Source organism: Chryseobacterium indologenes, from assembly GCA_016025055.1.
Lineage (GTDB): Bacteria > Bacteroidota > Bacteroidia > Flavobacteriales > Weeksellaceae > Chryseobacterium > Chryseobacterium indologenes.
The window spans coordinates 3092879-3112648 of sequence record CP065590.1; the positions used below are offsets into that span (position 1 = coordinate 3092879).

The 19770-nt window shown below is 38.6% G+C and carries 16 protein-coding genes and 1 pseudogene; 9 read left to right on the forward strand and 8 right to left on the reverse strand.

What is annotated here, in order from left to right; genetic code table 11:
* Nucleotides 1–109: 109 nt before the first annotated feature.
* Nucleotides 110–796 carry an ATP-dependent Clp endopeptidase proteolytic subunit ClpP gene (gene clpP, locus H3Z85_14275; protein QPQ50606.1) on the forward strand — a complete coding sequence of 229 codons (687 nt, stop codon included), beginning with the start codon at nt 110–112 and terminating at the stop codon, nt 794–796.
* A gap of 381 nt (nt 797–1177) precedes the next feature.
* Complete coding sequence (locus H3Z85_14280; protein ID QPQ50607.1) at nt 1178–2443, forward strand: esterase-like activity of phytase family protein; 1266 nt, start codon at nt 1178–1180, stop codon at nt 2441–2443.
* A gap of 146 nt (nt 2444–2589) precedes the next feature.
* Here the strand turns inward: H3Z85_14280 and H3Z85_14285 are convergent, their stop codons facing one another.
* From H3Z85_14285 to H3Z85_14305, 5 genes and pseudogenes are all read right to left on the reverse strand, one after another.
* Nucleotides 2590–3348 (reverse strand): triose-phosphate isomerase, encoded by a 759-nt coding sequence (locus H3Z85_14285; GenBank protein ID QPQ50608.1) that lies wholly within the window; start codon nt 3346–3348, stop codon nt 2590–2592.
* 117 nt (nt 3349–3465) lie between these two features.
* On the reverse strand, nt 3466–3843 hold the full coding sequence (locus H3Z85_14290) for a GxxExxY protein (protein ID QPQ50609.1): 378 nt from the start codon (nt 3841–3843) through the stop codon (nt 3466–3468).
* Nucleotides 3844–3885: 42 nt separating this feature from the next.
* Complete coding sequence (locus H3Z85_14295; GenBank protein ID QPQ50610.1) at nt 3886–4236, reverse strand: TerB family tellurite resistance protein; 351 nt, start codon at nt 4234–4236, stop codon at nt 3886–3888.
* A 47-nt stretch (nt 4237–4283) separates the two neighbouring features.
* A pseudogene (locus tag H3Z85_14300) lies at nt 4284–5391 on the reverse strand (DoxX family protein).
* A gap of 1 nt (nt 5392) precedes the next feature.
* Entirely contained in the window at nt 5393–5959 is a 567-nt protein-coding gene (locus H3Z85_14305) for a DUF1599 domain-containing protein (GenBank protein QPQ50611.1), read from the reverse strand.
* A 308-nt stretch (nt 5960–6267) separates the two neighbouring features.
* Between H3Z85_14305 and folP the strand changes: the two genes are divergently transcribed.
* The 7 genes from folP (at nt 6268) to ilvA (ending at nt 14895) form a co-directional block, all read left to right on the forward strand.
* A complete protein-coding gene (gene folP / locus H3Z85_14310) occupies nt 6268–7038 on the forward strand; it encodes a dihydropteroate synthase (protein ID QPQ53903.1) in 771 nt (256 codons plus the stop codon).
* 367 nt (nt 7039–7405) lie between these two features.
* Nucleotides 7406–8269, forward strand: coding sequence for a branched-chain-amino-acid transaminase (gene ilvE, locus H3Z85_14315; protein QPQ50612.1), 864 nt, complete (start codon nt 7406–7408; stop codon nt 8267–8269).
* 329 nt (nt 8270–8598) lie between these two features.
* Nucleotides 8599–10278 (forward strand): dihydroxy-acid dehydratase, encoded by a 1680-nt coding sequence (ilvD, locus tag H3Z85_14320; GenBank protein QPQ50613.1) that lies wholly within the window; start codon nt 8599–8601, stop codon nt 10276–10278.
* 11 nt (nt 10279–10289) lie between these two features.
* Nucleotides 10290–12014: a biosynthetic-type acetolactate synthase large subunit gene (ilvB, locus tag H3Z85_14325; GenBank protein ID QPQ50614.1), complete on the forward strand. Its 1725-nt coding sequence runs from the start codon at nt 10290–10292 to the stop codon at nt 12012–12014.
* A gap of 96 nt (nt 12015–12110) precedes the next feature.
* The gene (locus H3Z85_14330; protein ID QPQ50615.1) at nt 12111–12392 is read left to right on the forward strand and encodes an acetolactate synthase small subunit; all 282 of its coding nucleotides are present in this window, start codon (nt 12111–12113) and stop codon (nt 12390–12392) included.
* Between the two features lie 179 nt (nt 12393–12571).
* Nucleotides 12572–13618, forward strand: coding sequence for a ketol-acid reductoisomerase (gene ilvC / locus H3Z85_14335; GenBank protein ID QPQ50616.1), 1047 nt, complete (start codon nt 12572–12574; stop codon nt 13616–13618).
* A 14-nt stretch (nt 13619–13632) separates the two neighbouring features.
* A complete protein-coding gene (ilvA, locus tag H3Z85_14340; protein QPQ50617.1) occupies nt 13633–14895 on the forward strand; it encodes a threonine ammonia-lyase in 1263 nt (420 codons plus the stop codon).
* Between the two features lie 526 nt (nt 14896–15421).
* Here the strand turns inward: ilvA and H3Z85_14345 are convergent.
* Genes H3Z85_14345 through H3Z85_14355 form a run of 3 tightly spaced genes read right to left on the reverse strand, consistent with a single transcriptional unit; the run spans nt 15422 to nt 19589 of the window.
* Complete coding sequence (locus tag H3Z85_14345) at nt 15422–16891, reverse strand: M20/M25/M40 family metallo-hydrolase (GenBank protein ID QPQ50618.1); 1470 nt, start codon at nt 16889–16891, stop codon at nt 15422–15424.
* A gap of 9 nt (nt 16892–16900) precedes the next feature.
* Complete coding sequence (locus tag H3Z85_14350; GenBank protein QPQ50619.1) at nt 16901–17137, reverse strand: hypothetical protein; 237 nt, start codon at nt 17135–17137, stop codon at nt 16901–16903.
* A gap of 52 nt (nt 17138–17189) precedes the next feature.
* Complete coding sequence (locus H3Z85_14355; protein ID QPQ50620.1) at nt 17190–19589, reverse strand: hypothetical protein; 2400 nt, start codon at nt 19587–19589, stop codon at nt 17190–17192.
* Between the last annotated feature and the right edge of the window lie 181 nt (nt 19590–19770).

The following is a 19770-nucleotide window of genomic DNA, read 5'->3' on the forward strand; positions in this document are numbered from 1 at the left end:
TCAGCAAAACGTTGAAGGATATTGTGACAAAAAGTCCTATTAAATTTTAGGAATAAATATTGTAATTTAACCTTCACGAATATTTGTTAAAATAATACATAATAGAAATATGGACATTAAAAAGGAATTCAGAGATTTCTCTGTAAAACATTTAGGAAACAACGGTTTGGTTACCGATCAGTATATGGGCATGTATGGCCCGACGAATCTTACTCCGTACATCATGGAAGAAAGAAGATTAAACGTTGCTCAGATGGACGTTTTCTCCCGTCTGATGATGGACAGGATTATCTTCCTGGGAACAGGAATTGATGATCAGGTAGCAAATATCGTTACAGCGCAGCTTTTATTCTTGGAAAGTGCAGACCCTTCAAAAGATATTCAGATTTATATTAATTCTCCCGGAGGAAGTGTATACGCAGGACTTGGAATTTATGACACAATGCAGATCATTAAACCAGACGTAGCGACAATCTGTACAGGTATGGCTGCTTCAATGGGAGCCGTATTACTGGTTGCCGGAGAAAAAGGAAAACGTTCTGCTCTTAAGCACTCAAGAGTAATGATCCACCAACCTTCAGGAGGGGCACAAGGTGTGGCTTCTGATATGGAAATCAACTTAAGAGAAATGCTGAAATTGAAGCAGGAGTTGTACGAAATTATCGGTCACCACTCAGGACAGACGTATGAGTGGGTGGAGAAATCTTCTGACAGAGATTACTGGATGACTTCTGAAGAAGCTAAAGGCTACGGAATGGTAGATGAGGTTTTACAGAGATCTACAGAGAAAAAATAAGTGATGGTCACATCATGAAAAAACGCACCAATTTGGTGCGTTTTTTTTGTCAAATTTTGATTTTTTATACATAAAATCCTTCTGACTGATTAGCCTTATCCTGTTATCTACATGGATCAAATTGAAGACGTGATAATTCCCCTCCGGCGGGGTGTCAAATCGTAGATTTGACGGGGTGGTCAGTAACTCCCAAAATGACTAAATTATGAATTTAGCTGATTCATGGTAAATTAAAGCAAAGTCATTAATTTATTACGTTAATTTTTATTTTTTGTTGTTTATCTTTAATTTATTGTAGAAATTTCATTGTTAAAATACAATTATCATTGTGTTCAAGATCAGTTTACAATCAATTTATACTTTCGCGCCATAAAAAGTATTATGAAAAAACTATTATTATCAGTGCTGGTAGTAACGGTAGGAATATCGTGCAGCAAAGATGATGACCATTCCAATAACCAGGATATTAATTACTCAAAACTTCCTCAGGAATTTCCTTTTTCCACGTTGGCAACAATCAATGGAGTAGATGTGATCAATGGCGGATTCGGCTCCGGAGCCGCAGCTCACCCTTCCAGAAAGGGAGAATTTTATGTGATTACCGATAGAGGACCCAATACAGATTATTTAAACGGAAAGAAATTTCTGACTCCTAATTTTACCCCAACCATTATGCATTTTAAGATCAATGCAGAAGGAAAAGTAGAAGTCATTCAATATATAAAACTTAAGAATCCATCCGGTCAACCGATCACCGGATTACCCAACCCGGTAGGAATGGGAAGTACGGGTGAAGTAGCTTACGATGCATCCGGAAACGTTCTGGGAACTGATAAATATGGGTTGGACAGTGAAAGTATTGTCGCAGCTCCGGACGGTACATTCTGGGTTTCCGATGAATACGGACCTCATATCGTACATTACAGTGCAGAGGGAGTTGAAATGGAAAGAATAAGCCCGGTCGGCGTGAATACAGGCACCAGAAAACTTCCTGCTGTATTGGCCAAAAGAAGAGCCAACAGAGGAATGGAAGGACTTTGCCTTACACCGGATGGTAGAACCTTAGTTGGTACAATCCAGTCTATGATGTATGTCCCGAGCAAAGCTGCCGCAAAAAATACAACGTTAACCAGAATTGTAACTTTTGACACGGTTACAGGTCAGACCAAACAGTTTTTATATAAACAGGAGGGCGGTGGCTCAGATTCTGTTTGTGATATTACAGCATTAAGCAACACCGAATTCCTGGTAATCGAAAGAGATGGAAACTTCGGATCACAAGGAGGAATTAAAAAAGTATACAGAATCAATATCAGCGCAGCTACAGATGTTACAGGAACCGATATAAATGCTGTTGACGGAATGAAAGTGAATAATAAAGCACTGGAAGAATGCACCTGGGACGAATTAAATACAGCGGGAATAAAAACTGTAACTAAAACGTTAGCGGTAGATCTTGTGGCAAAACTGGGATATGAACATGATAAGTTTGAAGGAATAGTTTATCTGGGAAATAATAAACTGGCCGTTTTCAATGATGATGATTTCGGAGTGGTAGATGATGGAAACGGAAACCCGAAAGCAAAAATATTACCTAAAACAGGTAAAGTAGACAAAGGAACTATGTACATAGTCGATATTCAGTAATTAGATTTTTTTAAAGAAAACGGCGAACATTTTGTTCGCCGTTTTTATTTGGAGTTGGGAATAACATTTTCCATCATAGCGGGCTTTAGCCCGTTTTCAAAAATACAATATTCCATCGGCTTCAGCCAAAACTTACCATGACAGGATTAGTTAAAAGCTTCAATAATCTTAGAGAAATCTTCCAGTTTTAAGGCAGCTCCACCGATAAGACCACCGTCAATATCCGGTTGTGAAAAAATTTCTTTAGCATTATCCGGTTTTACAGAACCTCCGTAAAGGATAGAAACTTCGTCAGCAACTTCCTGTCCGTATTTCGCAGCAATAATGCTTCTGATGTGAGCGTGGATTTCCTGAGCTTGCTCAGGACTCGCTGTTTCTCCTGTTCCGATAGCCCATACAGGCTCGTAGGCGATAACCACTTTCTTAATTTCTTCAGCAGAAAGGGTAAATAGAGCAACTTCAGTCTGGTTTTTTACCACTTCAAAGTGCTCTCCTGCTTTTCTTTGCTCAAGAGTTTCCCCGTTGCAATACACAGGAATAAGACCTTTGTCAAGAGCCAGTTTAATCTTTCTGTTGCAGTGAGAATCTGTTTCACCGTGGTATTGTCTTCTTTCAGAATGTCCGATTAATGAGCCGGTTGCATCGATAGATTCAAGCATATCTGCAGAGATTTCTCCGGTATAGGCACCGCTCTCATGCTCGCTCATGTCCTGGGAAAATACCCCGATTTCATCCTTTTCAAAGATGTCTTTGGCCATCATCAGGTATAATGAAGGGGGAGCAATCCAAACCTCACAGTTGGTAGTATTGTTATTTTTATAGCTTAGTAACTGAATCATCAATTGTTGTGCATCAATTACATTTTTGTTCATTTTCCAGTTGCCTGCAACTATTTTTCTTCTCATAAGATTTATTATATTGATTTATTTACTTTTTATTCTTTCTCACCAGATAATCTGAGGGCTTTTTTATCTCTCGCTGATTAGATTGATTGAGCAGATTATTGGAGTCATAATACACATTTATAGATTGTTTACAACTCTTTTTATACTGTCTAATATATTTGCCGTATTGAAGTTAATCAATAATCCTAATTTTTTATCAGATAACTTTAAATAAGTATTCAATTGTTTATAGTGAACGTTATCTAATTCTTTTACCGATTTCAATTCCAGAATGACCTTATCTTCAATTAAAATGTCAATTTTAAAATTGATATCAAACTTTTTGTCATCATAATAAACAGGAAGTATAACTTCGGATTTAACATTCAGATCATTTTTTTCTAATTCATAAATCAGTATTTTTTGATATACAGATTCCAATAAACCAGGTCCTAACTGGTTATATACATTGAAAACAGATTTTCGTACGATATATGAAATTTCGTTTTCTGTCATAATAAATAATCTGCGTGATCTGCGAAATCTGCGAGCAAAATATTACGCAATCCCCCAAAGATTCTTCAGCAGAATATAGAATGTATGCTCCTCTTCAGTTACTTTATTATCTGCTTTGATAAGTGATTTGGCAAACTGAACAAACTTTACACGCTCATCTTCTGTAGAATCATCCAGGAAGCATCTTGCATGAAATTCAAAATGATCTTTCCATTCCTCAGGCTGTAAAAGAGCAAGGGTTTCAAGTTCATTGTCAAGATTCATTCTGAAAGGAAATTCGTCAGCAAGATATTGTTGTACAAGCATCCCTTCTTCCGGAGCAAACTCTCCGTCTACAGAAGAAAGGATCATTAATAAGTGGTATCCTGCAATTGATTTATTTGATTTTTGCATTGTTTTTTTGAATTTATAGTTTAGTGTTTACGTCTCCCGATTATTTCTTACTTTATATAATCCTTTGCAGGCTGTTTATCTACAATTTTTCCATTTTGAAGAATCAGAACAAACGGGTTGCTTCTTGCAATGGTTTTAATAGCAGTACCGTCCATCATGGCATTTTTAATCGTTTTAAAAGTATTCTGATCTGTTGAAACGCCATATATAACTGCTCCTTTCTGAGTATTGACTTTGGTTTCTACCTTTTGAAGAAGATCGGCAGAAAACTCTTTCGGATGATAAGAAAATACTAAAACAGCTTTCGGAGCTTTGATGATCTCATCCGTAAGTTCCATTCCCGCAGGATCTTCAATCTTGAATTTTACAATCTCAGATTTATATCCTTCTTTTACAAGAACAGATTCATTTTTTCCTTCTTCAATCTTCCATGGAGAACCTTCTGCCCAGTATTTCGTTTCTTTGATGTAATCATCCTGGTTTACCTTTAAAATTTCTCCTGTTTTTTGATTTTTCAGAGAATAAAAGGTCTTATATTCAGAAGGATTTTTATTGATTTTTTCTTTTTCTCCTTTAATATCTGTTCCAACTTTATAATCACGGAAATCGATGATAGGTTCATGCATAATTCCTTGAGCCATAATGTAAATCATTCCCAAAGAAAATACAGCGAAAAGAGCATATTTGAACTTGCCTGTAGATTCTTTTTACTGCTTCCGTACTCATCCGTTTTACGGAAATCTTTTTATACAGAGCAAACAGAAGGATAAGTCCCACCAAAAGAGCAACATCTTTAAAGAAACTCTGCCAAGGCGTAAATTTAATAGCGTCTCCGAAGCATCCGCAATCTGTAACCACATTGAAATAGGCAGAATAGAATGTAAGGAATCCAAAGAACACACAAAGCGCTATCAATGCTGATAAGGTCAATTTTAGCTTCAGTTTAAGCAACAACATAAATCCGAGGAAAAGCTCGAGTACAACAACAATAATTGAAAACAGCAACGCAAATTTTTCAAAAAACGGCATGTTGAATACAGCAGGTGAAAAATATTCCTCCATTTTGAAAGAGAATCCCACAAGATCCACAGCTTTCACAAAGCCGGACAGGATAAAAATAACTGCGATAATAAAGCGTAATAAACCTTTGATCATATTAAATAGTTTTGGGTTCGAATTGATTTTCTTTTTCCGAGAACTTAATCAGACAGAAAACAGCATAGTTCAGCATGTCGAAATAATTGGCATCAAGACCTTCAGAAACAATCGTTTTGCCCTGGTTATCCTCAATCTGCTTCGTTCTCAGTACTTTCTGATAAATAAGATCTGTGATGGAAGAAATTCTCATATCTCTCCACGCCTCACCGTAATCATGATTTTTTCGCTCCATTAAAGCCTGGGCTTCATGAGCATATTTGTCATACAGACTTATGATCTCTTCTTTATTTTCGTTGAAATCATTGGAAAACCCTTTTTCAAGCTGAATAAGACCAATGATAGAGTAGTTGACAATTGCAATAAATTCATCCTCCTCACTTTCATCTACCATCTTTTTATCGGTCATTTGCAATGTACGGATTCTGTTGACTTTAATATAAATCTGATCCGTAATGGAACTCGGTCGCAAAACCCTCCATGCTGCCCCGTAATCCTGTAGCTTTTTACTGAAAAGGTCACGACACTGACTGATAACTTTCTCGAACTGTACTGATGTTTTTAGCATAAATTTTCTTAATCTTCCAAATATACGAATTGTTTTAGATTGGTAGCAAAGTACGGAGGTGAGAGGGAAGGTGGGAGTATTTGAGAGTCTGAGAATAGGAACGTTAAGCTGTAAGGGTTTGCAGCCACCGGTAAAAAGGATCCGATTCTTTACACTGATCTTCGTGTTTCAGGTACAATTTATTAATTTTGCAGCAGATAAATCTTGCTCTTATGCTCTCCAATCCTCCAATTCTCCAACCCTCCGACAACCCAACTTACTCAATCAACTGCAACGGCCGTTTGGTACAGCTTGATACTCCAAAAATCATGGGAATTCTCAATCTGACTCCTGATTCCTTTTCGGACGGTGGAAAGTTTAACACAGAAAAAAGGGCATTGGAACATGCGGAAAAGCTATTGAGTGAAGGCGCCGAAATTCTGGATATTGGACCACAATCCACACGCCCGAATGCAGAGTTTTTGACCAGTCAGGAAGAAATACAAAGAATCGGGAATACCATTTCCCAGATCAAAAAAGAATTTCCTCACACATTGATCTCTCTGGATACATTTTATGCAGAGACCGTACGCTTTGGCTTTAATGAAGGCATAGATATTATTAACGATATTTCCGGTGGACAATATGATGCACAGATGTTTGATGCGGCCGCGGAAACTGGTCTTCCCTATATTTTAATGCATGTAAATCCGTCTTACGAATCAATGCATGACAAAATTAAATTTACAGATATTACCTTTGAAGTCAACAGGTATTTCTCTCAAAAAACAGCAGAACTTTTGCAAAAGGGAGTAAAAGATATAATTCTTGATCCTGGTTTTGGTTTTGGAAAAACAGTAGAAGATCAGATGAAAATGATCCATGAAGTGAAGTATCTTGGATTTGAAAATTTCCCTTTATTAATCGGGATTTCGAGAAAATCATTTATTTATAAACCCCTAGGGAAGTCACCAATGGATATCAATGAAGAAACTCAGAAACTCCATCAGACAGTCCTTGAACAGGGAGCCAAAATTTTGAGAGTGCATGATGTCGCTCAGGCAAAGGAAACTTTAGTGCACTTTTTACAAAAAAAATAAAAAGTGTTAAAAAAACTTGTGAGTAATTAAAAAGTTTATACATTTGCAACATGAATTTTACGAATCAGAAAAATATCATCGTCATTTCTATTATTGCTGTTGTCATTAACAACAGTAAGGAAACGGCATTTTAAATAGATTTTAAATTTAAATTATATACAGGCCGTTTCAATTTGAAACGGCTTTTTTTATTTTAATTTTTTATTGTACAAAGTATGTATCAGTTATTAAGCGTAGTTATTATCGTCATTATTATTCCCTTGCGTCTGTGAGAAGGAAAGTGTATGACTTTACATATATCGGGCCCTCTCACAGCGTGAGAGGGCTTTTTTTTATTCCATTTGTTAATTTTTTAAACCAGTACAGCATGTATTACAACGACGACACGGTCATCTATTTTAACGGTAACTTCAGAAAAGCAAAAGAAGCCGGAACCGATCTTTACGGGCAATCTCTTCACTACGGATACTCCGTTTTCGAAGGAATTAAATCTTACAGTACCGATAACGGAACGAAAATTTTTAAAGCAAAAGAACATTACGAAAGGTTAAAAAGATCCGCCGACCTGATGCATATTCCGTTTGAATATTCTGTAGAGCAGCTTACAGATCTTACCTATGAACTTTTGGAGAAAAATGGATTTTCAGATGCTTATATCCGTCCGTTGGTGACCTGCTCACCCAATATGTCACTTTCAAAAGGGAAAGAATCTTACCTCTCCCTGTTAGCATGGGAATGGAATAACGGTTATCTGGCAGATAAAATGAAGATCGTGACTTCAGAATTTCAACGCCCGAATCCCAAAGCTTTTAAAGTGGAAGCCAAAGTAGGAGGGCATTATGTGAATTCGATCCTTGCTTGTCAGGATGCCAAAGACAAAGGCTACGATGAAGCTTTGGTTCTGGATGAAAACGGAAATGTTGCCGAAAGTTCAGGAGCCAATGTTTTCTATGAAAAAGACGGTACATTATTCACTCCCGCCAAAGGAAGTATCCTTCCCGGAATTACCAGACAAACAGTGATGGAAATCTGTCATGAACTTCAGATCCCCGTGAAAGAAACATTCTTTAAACCCGAAGAAATGCGTGGTGCTGATGCAGGCTTTTTCTGTGGTACCGCAGCAGAAATTGTTGCTCTTGATTCATTGGATGATGTTTCCTTTACCAAAAATTGGGAAGATACGCTAAGTCATAAAGTACAGGAGGCTTATTTAAAATTAGTAAGATTTTAGTCATTGTAGATTTTTAAAGTATAAGTATTTGATTGTTAATTTTTTATGTGTTATTTATAAACGATTGAATATTGTAGTTTTCAATAAAATCGAAATTAAGGAAAATATGACAAGCTGTAGTTTTGAACCAAAATTTAGGAAAAAGCTTCATTGATACGTTATGAAAATCTAAAACTTTCAAAATTTTACTGAGAAATAGACAACGCATGTAAGGAAACTCGGGGAATAGTAAAAAGAACCGGATTATAACGAACGGATATAGATAGCTAGGGATTTGTTTAACGCTAACAGAACCTTATTTAGAGGAAGAAATAAAAAAAAGGATAAATATGTTGAATAAATATTCAAAAACATTCACCCAAAATAATGAGCAGCCTGCTGCAAAAGCGATGTTGTATGGAATAGGCTTTTCAGAGGAAGATATGCAGAAGGCCCAGGTTGGCATTGCAAGTATGGGATATGACGGAAATACCTGCAATATGCATTTAAATGATCTGGCAAAAGTAGTCAAAAAAGGAACCTGGAATCATGGTCTTGCTGGATTGATTTTTAATACAATCGGCGTAAGTGACGGAATGAGTAACGGCACAGACGGAATGCGCTACTCACTGGTCAGCAGAGATGTCATTGCAGACAGTATAGAAGCAATTTGTGGAGCCCAGTATTATGATGGCGTCATTGCCTTACCGGGATGTGACAAAAATATGCCGGGCACGCTCATAGCGATGGGAAGACTCAACAGACCTTCGATCATGGTCTATGGAGGAACAATCGCTCCGGGCTGTTATAAAGGAGAATCATTGAATATAGTTTCAGCATTTGAAGCGCTGGGAAAAAAAATTGCAGGGGAGATCACGGATGAAGATTTTGAAGGAGTAATTAAAAACTCGTGTCCGGGAGCAGGAGCTTGCGGAGGAATGTATACAGCCAATACCATGGCTTCGGCCATAGAAGCACTGGGAATGAGCCTTCCGTACTCATCTTCAAACCCTGCCTTAAGTAAGGAAAAGAAAGAAGAATGTCTGGAGGCAGGAAAATATCTTAAAATATTATTAGAAAAAGATATTAAACCTTCCGATATCATGACCCGAAAGGCTTTTGAAAATGCGCTTCGCTTAATTGTAATTCTTGGTGGAAGTACAAATGCCGTTTTACATTTTATTGCTATGGCTAAAAGTGTCGGAGTATCCGTTACCCAGGATGATTTTCAGAAAATGAGCGATTGTACACCCGTTCTGGCAGATCTCAAACCAAGCGGAAAATATCTGATGCAGGATTTGCATGACCACGGAGGTACGCCGGCTGTCATGAAATATCTCCTGAAGGAAGGATTACTGCATGGAGACTGCCTTACCGTCACCGGAAAAACAATAGCAGAAAATCTGGAAAATGTTCCTGATCTTGATTTTAGTCAGCAAAAAATTATAAGACCGCTTTCTCAACCTGTAAAAGAAACAGGACATCTCAGAATTTTATACGGAAATCTTGCAGAAAAGGGAAGTGTTGCAAAAATAACAGGGAAGGAAGGTGAGCGGTTCACCGGAAAAGCAAGGGTCTTTGACGGAGAAAAGAATCTGATCCAGGGTATTGGAGACGGAACAGTACAACATGGAGACGTGATTGTAATAAGGCATGAAGGCCCGAAAGGAGCTCCCGGAATGCCCGAAATGCTGAAACCAACAAGCGCACTGATCGGAGCCGGATTTGGAAACAGCGTAGCACTTATTACCGATGGCAGATTCAGTGGAGGAACCCACGGTTTTGTAGTGGGTCATATTACTCCTGAAGCCCATGAAGGCGGATTGATTGCTTTCGTAGAGGACAATGATCTTATTGAAATCGATGCCGTAAACAATACGATACAACTGAAAGTTTCAGAAGAAGAAATCGCTAAAAGAAGGGAAGGATGGCAAAAGCCTGAATTAAAAGTAAAAAAAGGACTGTTGTATAAATATGCTCTCACTGTATCATCAGCAGCTGAAGGTTGTGTAACAGACGAAATCATGTAAATAAAAGAATAATGACGAATTGGAATTTATCAACAGAAAAAGAGCTTAGCGGCAGTCGGATCATTCTTGAAGCTTTTCTTCAGGAAGGGGTGAAGACCATTTTCGGATATCCCGGAGGAGCTATCATTCCTATTTATGATGCCCTCTACGACTATAAAGATAAGCTTGAGCACATTCTGGTACGACACGAGCAGGCCGCAGTACACGCGGCGCAGGGGCTGGCAAGGGTTTCGGGAGAAGTCGGTGTGGTAATGGCAACCAGTGGCCCAGGTGCTACAAATCTGATAACAGGACTGGCAGATGCCTTACTCGATAATACACCAGTAGTCTGCATTACAGGACAGGTTTTCGAACACCTTCTGGGAACGGATGCTTTTCAGGAAATAGATGTGATGAATATCAGCAGCCCTGTGACCAAATGGAATTACCAGGTCACTGATGCCCGTGAGCTTCCGGAAGTCTTGGCCAAAGCATTTTATATTGCCAAATCAGGACGTCCGGGCCCGGTTTTAATTGATGTCACTAAAAACGCTCAGCTGCAAACTGTTGAATACCAGGGATACACTCCTTGTGATTCTTTGAGAAGTTATAAGCCTGATCCGGTTCCGGATTCGGAAAGCATCGAAAAAGCCGCAGCTTTGATTAATGCCGCAAAGAAGCCGTTTGTAATTGCTGGTCAGGGAATTCTGTTGGGAAAAGCTGAAAAAGAATTCCTTCAGTTCGTCGAGAAATCAGGAATTCCGGTTGCCTGGACGGTGTTGGGAATGAGTGCTGTTCCCACTGATCATCCTCAGGCTGTAGGAATGGTGGGGATGCATGGAAACTATGGACCCAATGTCCTTTCTAATGAATGTGATGTATTGGTTGCCGTAGGAATGCGTTTTGACGACAGGGTTACAGGAAGGCTCGATCAATACGCCAAACAGGCAAAAATTATTCATTTTGATATTGATAAAGCTGAAATTAATAAAAATGTAAAAGCAGATGTACCGGTTCTTGGCAATTGTAAACATACGCTCCCTCTTCTTACTGAGTTGATCCAAAATAGAGCACATCAGGATTGGCATACAAAATTTAAAGATTGCCATGAAGTGGAAAGTATTAATCTGATTCAGGATGAATTGTACCCTCGGGAAGGAGAAATTACGATGGGGGAAGTGATCAGGTGTCTCAACGAAATGACTGCAGGAGAAGCAATTATTGTCACAGATGTAGGACAACATCAGATGGCTGCCTGCCGATACTCAAGTTTTAAGTATTCCCGTACCAATGTCACAAGCGGGGGATTGGGAACAATGGGATTTTGTCTTCCGGCAGCAATTGGGGCCAGCTATGCAGCAAAAGGTCGCCCGGTGATAGCGATCATGGGAGATGGAGGTGCGCAGATGAATATCCAGGAGCTGGGAACAATCATGCAATATCATCCGGAGGTGAAAATTTTAATCCTGAATAATTGCTATCTCGGTATGGTAAGACAGTGGCAGGAATTATTTCATGAAGAAAGATACTCTTCAGTAGATATTCAGAGTCCAGATTTTGTACAGGTCGCCAAAGGATATCATATTCAGGGAAAGAGAATTTCCCAAAGAGAAGATCTGGAAAACGGACTTCGTGAAATGCTTCATCACCACGGAACTTTTCTCCTTGAAGTCATGACAGGGAAAAAGCATAATGTATTTCCTATGATTCCCCAGGGAAAAAGTGTCTCAGAAATTGTATTGAGTAACAAATTTTAAAAAAGAAAAAGATGAAATCGCCATGACTGCATAACATAAACACTATGAAGGTGAAGCGATTCCATATGACTATTGAAAAACATTAAATATCTGCATATGAAAACAGAACATAAAGAATATACCATCACAGCCTATACAGAAGATTATTTCGGATTGATCAGTCGTATCAATGCTATCTTTTCAAGAAGAAGGATTTCCATACAGACCTTTCATGTAGGACCTTCAGAAACAGAAACGGTGAAAAAGTTCATCATCGTCATCAGAGAAACTGAAGAATCTGTTCAGAAGATTACCCGTCAGATGGAAAAACAGGTCGATGTACTGGAAGTGCATTATCACAAAAATCCACATTTCACAGCAATGGAATATGCCAGCTGAACGTAACAATGAAACATTTCAGTGGAGTTTAAAAGACGAACACTTAAGCTTTTAGAAACCTTTGATTTTCGCCTTATTTAAAGTAAGGTGAAGCGCTTAAGAAAAAAATGAATAGTGAAAAAATAAGATCAAAGAATCTTTATCATCAAAATAATATATAATAATTAAAATCAAGAAAAATGGCAAAATTGAATTTTGGAGGAGTTGAAGAAAACGTAGTAACAAGAGAAGAGTTTCCATTACAAAAAGCCCAGGAGACCTTAAAAGATGAAGTGGTAGCCGTAATCGGATATGGAGTACAGGGACCGGGCCAGGCATTAAATCAGAAAGATAACGGAATTAATGTCATTGTAGGACAGCGTAAAAATTCAAAATCATGGGATAAAGCAGTAGCAGACGGATTCGTACCGGGAGAAACCCTGTTCGAAATTGAAGAAGCTTTACAAAAAGGAACCATTATCTGCTATCTTTTAAGTGATGCAGCACAAATTGAATACTGGCCAAAAGTAAAACAGCACCTTACACCTGGCAAAGCGTTATATTTCTCTCACGGTTTCGGAATTACATTCAATGAACGTACGGGAATCATTCCTCCTGCTGATGTTGATGTTTTTCTGGTAGCTCCTAAAGGTTCAGGAACTTCTTTGAGAAGAATGTTTCTTCAGGACAGAGGTTTGAACAGCAGTTTTGCCGTATATCAGGATGCCACAGGAAAAGCAAGGGAAAGAGTAACCGCTTTGGGGATTGCCATCGGAAGCGGATATTTATTTGAAACAGATTTTAAAAAAGAAGTATACAGCGACCTTGCAGGAGAAAGAGGAACATTGATGGGAGCTGTACAAGGAATATTTGCTGCCCAGTATGATGTGTTGAGAAAAAATGGACACAGTCCGTCAGAAGCATTTAACGAAACGGTAGAAGAACTTACCCAGTCTTTAATGCCATTGGTAGCGGAAAACGGAATGGACTGGATGTATGCGAATTGCAGTACAACCGCTCAGAGAGGAGCATTAGACTGGTGGAAACGCTTCAGAGACGCCACATCCCCTTTATTCGAGGAGCTATACGATAATGTTGCCAAAGGAAATGAAGCCCAAAGATCTATAGATAGCAACAGCAAACCTGACTACAGAGAAAAACTGGAAGTCGAATTGACCGAGCTTAGAGACAGTGAAATGTGGCAGGCCGGAAAAACGGTCCGCAGCCTGCGACCGGAAAACAATTAATCAATCGTAAAAAAATGATGAAGGAAGAAATAAGCTCCTCCGTTTTGGAGAAGGTCTGCAATGCGGAGGAGCGTCTTAAGAATGTTATTGTAAAGACCCCTCTGGCAGTAAATGTAAACCTGTCATTTCTCTATCAGGCCAATATCATGTTTAAAAGAGAAGATCTTCAGCGGGTAAGGTCTTATAAAATCAGAGGAGCTTACAATAAAATGGCTGGTATGTCTCCTGAAAGCCTGGCCAAAGGAGTGGTATGTGCGAGTGCAGGGAATCATGCCCAGGGAGTGGCGTTTGCCTGCCATACGATGAAAGTGAAAGGAACGATCTTCATGCCTTTACCGACACCGGGACAAAAACTGGAGCAGGTAAGGATGTTTGGCGGTGAATATATTGACGTTGTTCTTTACGGAGATACTTTCGATGAGGCTAAAGATGCTGCGTTGAGGTTTTGTAAAGATCACGATGGTGTATTTATTCATCCCTTTGATGATCCTGCGATTATTGAAGGTCAGGCAACAGTGGCACTGGAAATTCTTGACCAATCGGAGCATTCTGTAGATTATCTTTTCGTACCGGTAGGTGGAGGAGGGCTGGCAGCAGGAATTTGCTCCGTCTTCCGGGAGTTGTCCCCTAAAACAAAAATTATTGGCGTAGAACCTTCTGCCGCTGCCAGTATGAAAAAGGCAATGGAAAAAGGTAAACCGGTATTGCTGGAGAAGATCAGCCGTTTTGTTGATGGAGCCGCGGTACAGCAAGTGGGAAACCTTACTTTCGAACGGTGCAAAGATGTACTGCACCAAATGGCTACTGTAGATGAAGGATTGGTCTGCCAAACTATTTTGTCCTTATATAATAAGGATGCCATCGTCGTTGAACCTGCGGGAGCGCTTTCTGTTGCCGCATTGGAAAAGTATAAAGATGAATTAAAAGGTAAAAATGTAGTATGTGTGATCAGTGGAAGCAATAATGATATCACCCGTATGGAGGAAATTAAAGAAAAAGCTCTTTTGTATGCAGGATTGAAGCATTATTTTCTGGTCAGGTTTCCGCAGCGTCCGGGAGCACTCAAAACTTTTGTAATGGATGTACTGGGGCCTGATGATGATATCACCTATTTTGAATACACCCAGAAAAACTCAAAAGAAAAAGGAATAGCTGTCGTAGGAATCGCTTTGAAACAAAACGGAGATTTTACACCATTGATCCATAAAATGAAAAAGTACGATTTCTTTGTCAATTATCTGAACAATGACCCGTCTCTGATGAACCTTCTTATTTGAGAAGGTTGCAAGCTGCAAGCTGGAAGCCGGGAGAGGGAAGTTGGAAGTACTGTTAGGCGAAATACATTTTGGATGTTTGTAATTCCTGAAATGGATCAATACTAGTGCGCGAATCTCTGATTAAAACTACAAAAGTCACAAAAGCTTTTGAATACTTAAGTTATTTAAAAGTGACAAACTTTGTGGATAGCAAGTTCACTAAAGTTTATGAAAACCTTTGATTTTCTTTTAAAGTGAGTTAACGCTATAGTCGCAAAGATCTTTTACTGAATTAAAAAAAAATTTCGCAAGGGCTTTCACTCAACTAATTGTCAATGATACTTTGCTGGGCAGAGCGCCTTAGCAAACGTAAAATAGGAGAATATACTCAGACACTTAGCGATCGTAGCGTTATAAAGCACAATTTTTATTGAAAAAAATCTGCGTTATCTGCTTGATCTGCGAGGGGTTCATTCGGTTAGTTCAACGAAATTCTAAAAACACAATGATGAAAAAAGCTTCACAAATTCTTGTGAAGCTTTTTTATTTATCGTTCAAGCGAAAAGTTAGTAATAACCTTCGGACGTCCGGTCTCATTAGCTACTTTCCAGGATGTTCTGTACATCCATTCAGTCATTTTATAGAGCTTTTTATAATTGATGTTTTCAGATTCATCCTGTGGAGTATGGTACTGATCATGTAGCACACTGGTAAAGAAGATAGCAGGAATTCCGGCTTTAGCATAAGGAAGATGATCACTTCTGAAGTAAAAATATTCCGCATGATTCGGGGAGTCCCAATCTTTTAAATAGTTGAATTTTGTACTTTCATTATTAGCCTCTTCAGCCATTTTTACCAATTCTTCAGAATTTTTATGAGGCGCGTTTCCACCCAGTAAAGCTGCTTCATTATTATCATTTCTTCCGATCATATCCCCATTCAGGACGGCTACAATTTTTTCTTTCGGAACAACAGGGTGGGCTACATGCCATCTCGATCCCAGCAGACCTCTTTCTTCAGCACCGTGGAACACAAACAGAATACTTCTTTTTCCCGGTTGCTTTTTGTAGGCTCTGGCCATAGCGAGCATGGCAACACAGGTACTGGCATTGTCATCAGCTCCGTTGTAGATGGTGTCATTTTTCACTGGATGTCTGATCCCGTCGTGATCCTGGTGTCCGCTTAATAAAACATATTCATCCTTAAGAACGGGATCTGTACCTTCTATTTTTCCGATGATATTGACCGAAGGATATTTGTAAGTTTCCGTAACGAGATTCAGGGAAACCTTAGGATTGCTTTTTACCCAATCTGCATTTTCTCTTTTGATCCATAGAACAGGGATATTCTGGGTTATTTTTTCCCGTAAACCTTCCACCCCATAGCTGCCTCTTGTCATTTGAGGAAGAACTTCGACCCAGCTTTTTTCAGAGATATCGTCGGTAATGAAGACAATTGCCCTGGCTCCCAGTTCATAGGCTTTGTTATAATACTTGTTTCGCACAAATCCGGGATATCTTCTTACAAAAAGGGTCATATCCTTATCTATATTTTTATCGGAAGCGTTAACGGCAAGTACTTTCCCTTTAATGTTCAATGCGGAAAGGCCTTCGGGTTCTGTATTTCTGGCATAGACAATTTCAGCATCAAAAGCCGTATTTACTGGTTCCGCAACCAGAAAATCTTTCCATAATTTCAGGTTTTTATCACCAACCTTCAGACTGCTTTGAGGCGTGATCTGATGCCTGTACATTTCAAAAAACTGAAAGAAAGTTCCATGATCACCGGCGGGCTTCATTCCTGCTTCTTTAGCTTTATCTGCGAGCCACATCGATACTTTCAATTCATCTAAAGTTCCTGCTTCACGGCCCCAGAACTGATCTGCAGCCAGTTCATACATATCCTTTCTGAGATCGGTTTCTTTGATGGCCGACACCAGAGGCTTTTTGTAATTCTGGGCATTTCCGATACTGAATAAAACTAAGCTCAGTACAGAAAAAATATAGTTTTTATTCATGGGCTTTCTTTAGTTCAGGTTAGCCAGTTTGTCTGAGAACTGCTTTGAGAATTCTTTTCTGTCTTCTTCCAGTTTTTCAGGATCAGAAGGCAAAACATAGTTAAAAAGGATTTTATCTTCGTTATCCAGGAAGATGATTTCCTTCTCATTTCCGTCAATCATTTGGGAGAAGATCGCCCACATGGAAGTGTCTTTTAATTTTAATAATTCAAAGAACTGTTCTGCTTTTATTTCGATTTTTTGCATGCGATGTTGTTGTATGATGAATAATATAATTGTTGAAAAAGGTATCTCGAGACTAGAATTCCAGGAATTTAAGTTTAAACTGAATGGCAAAATTCTGTCTGAAATCAGGAGTTGCGTAATATCCGACTCTATAAAAGAATCCAAGGTTGAAATAACTTGAAAGGAAATTGTTCCATTCCAGACCGACTTCCTGATACAGGTGATCCAGTTTTTTAAATTTGAACTGGTGGTATTCAGGATGTTTCATATCTCCGATAGTTCCCCGAAGTACGAAATCAAAGCTGGAAACATTATGCCCGAAGCTTTTGAAATAGAAAGGAAGCCTATGGGTAAAATAATAGGCTACAAACCTGTCGTTATAATACTTCCCGCCTTCCAGTGTTGCAAAACCAAGGAAAGAGGTAAGGTTAAAATTAAAATCTTTACCCGGAGACGCAAGACCGTTCATCGTAAAGTTCTTCCATATCGGTGCTTCCCCGAAAACCATCCCTCCGTACAATCTGAAACCTGTAGTTCCGATCGGGGTTTTAAAATTGTGAAGGAAAAGAGCATCAAAGCGGGAATAATTAAAGTTTCCTCCCAATGCTTTATAGCTTTGCTCGTAATTGAAATACAGCTCAGGATACTTCTGATCAATCAGAGATTTGCCCTGCGGCGTCATGATATTGGTAGAATTCGGAGAATATTTTAACGTGAATAACGTATTAAAGTTTTTAAATGAAGATCCACCATTTCTAAACTGATAATCAAATTCAGCTTCTTCAATATTTCTTCTCACGGCAAAAGCCATGGTAAGTCCGTTGGTCACATCATTCAGATAAGAAAGGGAAGCCCCTTTAAAGTGATAATATCTATCATTATTAAGGTTATTCCCGAAATTCATCATCCTCATTTTAAACGTCCACAGTCGCCGGTAGAATTCTCCGGAGGCCGTTACATCGTCATAAAATTCAAATCTGAAGAATGAATTTTTATCCAGTGTCGTCTTCATATCAAGCCCCATCCCATATTTCCACCTTCTGTCTTTAACTCCGTAGGCAAAATAGTAATCAGGAGAGAAATAGGGATTGAAATTTTCATTCATTTTGGCTTTTAATCCCAATCTGAAACCCTCATATGAGTTGTAGTTCACAATCTCATCAACGGCAAAATCTACAGAATTAACCCTGATTTGTCCGTTAAGAAGACCTGAGATGATCTGAGCTTTGCTGTCAATTTTATATTTTTTACCTAAACTGTCGATCGTTTTATAGGTATTCTTTTCTCTGTCAGTTAAAGGGTCTGTCCTGTAATACTCAAGGGAATGGCCATCAATACTTTTGATATCGAAAGTGTAGCCTTTGAAATCTTTTGGATTTTCTTCAATAGGAGATTGGAAGTCAAAATATTTGGATGTCAGGAAGGCGTAGGTTCCGAAGCTTTTTTTATCCTTCTTGTCTTCACGGTCTTTATCGCCCATCGCCATTTTTCCCATTTTAAGCTTGGCGGTTTCATGAGCCAGGAACCATTTGTTATTATAAAATACCCAGGTACTGGTGATGATTCCGTCGTTCTTGTTTTTACTGAAATTTTCAATCTTTTTTACTCCGTAGGTTTCAGTATCTACATAAATGGCACCTTTGTATTTCCTTTTCTTATCCATTTTTTTGTAATTCACTTCACGGAAGCGGATCACAAAGTTTTTTCGTCCGTCAAGCTCAATCGTATCTGAAAGAAAAAACCTGTAGAGCCCTCTGTTTTCCTGTTTAATCTGTTCAGGCACCACATCCCTGTTGCTTTGCTGCAGGGCGATCATTTCATAGACAGGTTGTTTCAGGCCGGAGATCCTGTTGTCCAGGATATTGATTTTTTCACCATATTTTTTTGAATATAAAAACTCCTGTGCTCTTTCCCAGAGGAAAAGTTTGCTTTTTGAAAATATCTTTCTTGCATTGCTGTTGTTTAATGAGTCTTTCTCCCTTTTTTTCTTGAAAAGGTTTAAATCATTAAAATACTGCTTGAATTGTGTAAGGCTGTCCTGATCAATATCCAAAGATACTTTCTCATAAGATTTGTAGGAATAGGAACCTAAGCTCTTGGGAGAATTCTGGCTGAACAGTTTATTTACTTTTTTAAGAATTTCCAGGGCTCGGGGATCACTTTTATCTTCAATGATTACCGTTTCAATAGCTGTGGTATTCTTCAGAGACTTTTTTACCAGTGATACTTCGAAACTGCTGTCTACTGACGCCGTTTCTTTCTGATACGTATCTGCTTCGATATCGATGTTTTTACAGGATGTCTTAAATTCAAGAATGCCCTGAACATTAGTATAGCCCAGAATACTGCCGTTACAGGATATCTTAACGTTGGAGACAGGCTTATTACTGGCATCATCAACAACTTTAATTTTCGATTGTGAATGACCCAAAAAGCAAAGTAAAAAAAATAGTAATGCTAAACCTCTTTTCATGTGAAAAAACTAGGTCAAAAATAATCATATTTATTGTGCTGGAAAAGTTTTTAACATAGTATAACATTGATTTGATCTAATTTATCCATGGAAAAATTGAACCGGGAAAAATTGTATTGATGATACCGGCATTCTGGATTACAGAGATTAAAATCATCTTTTTTACCCGATCACCCGGCTT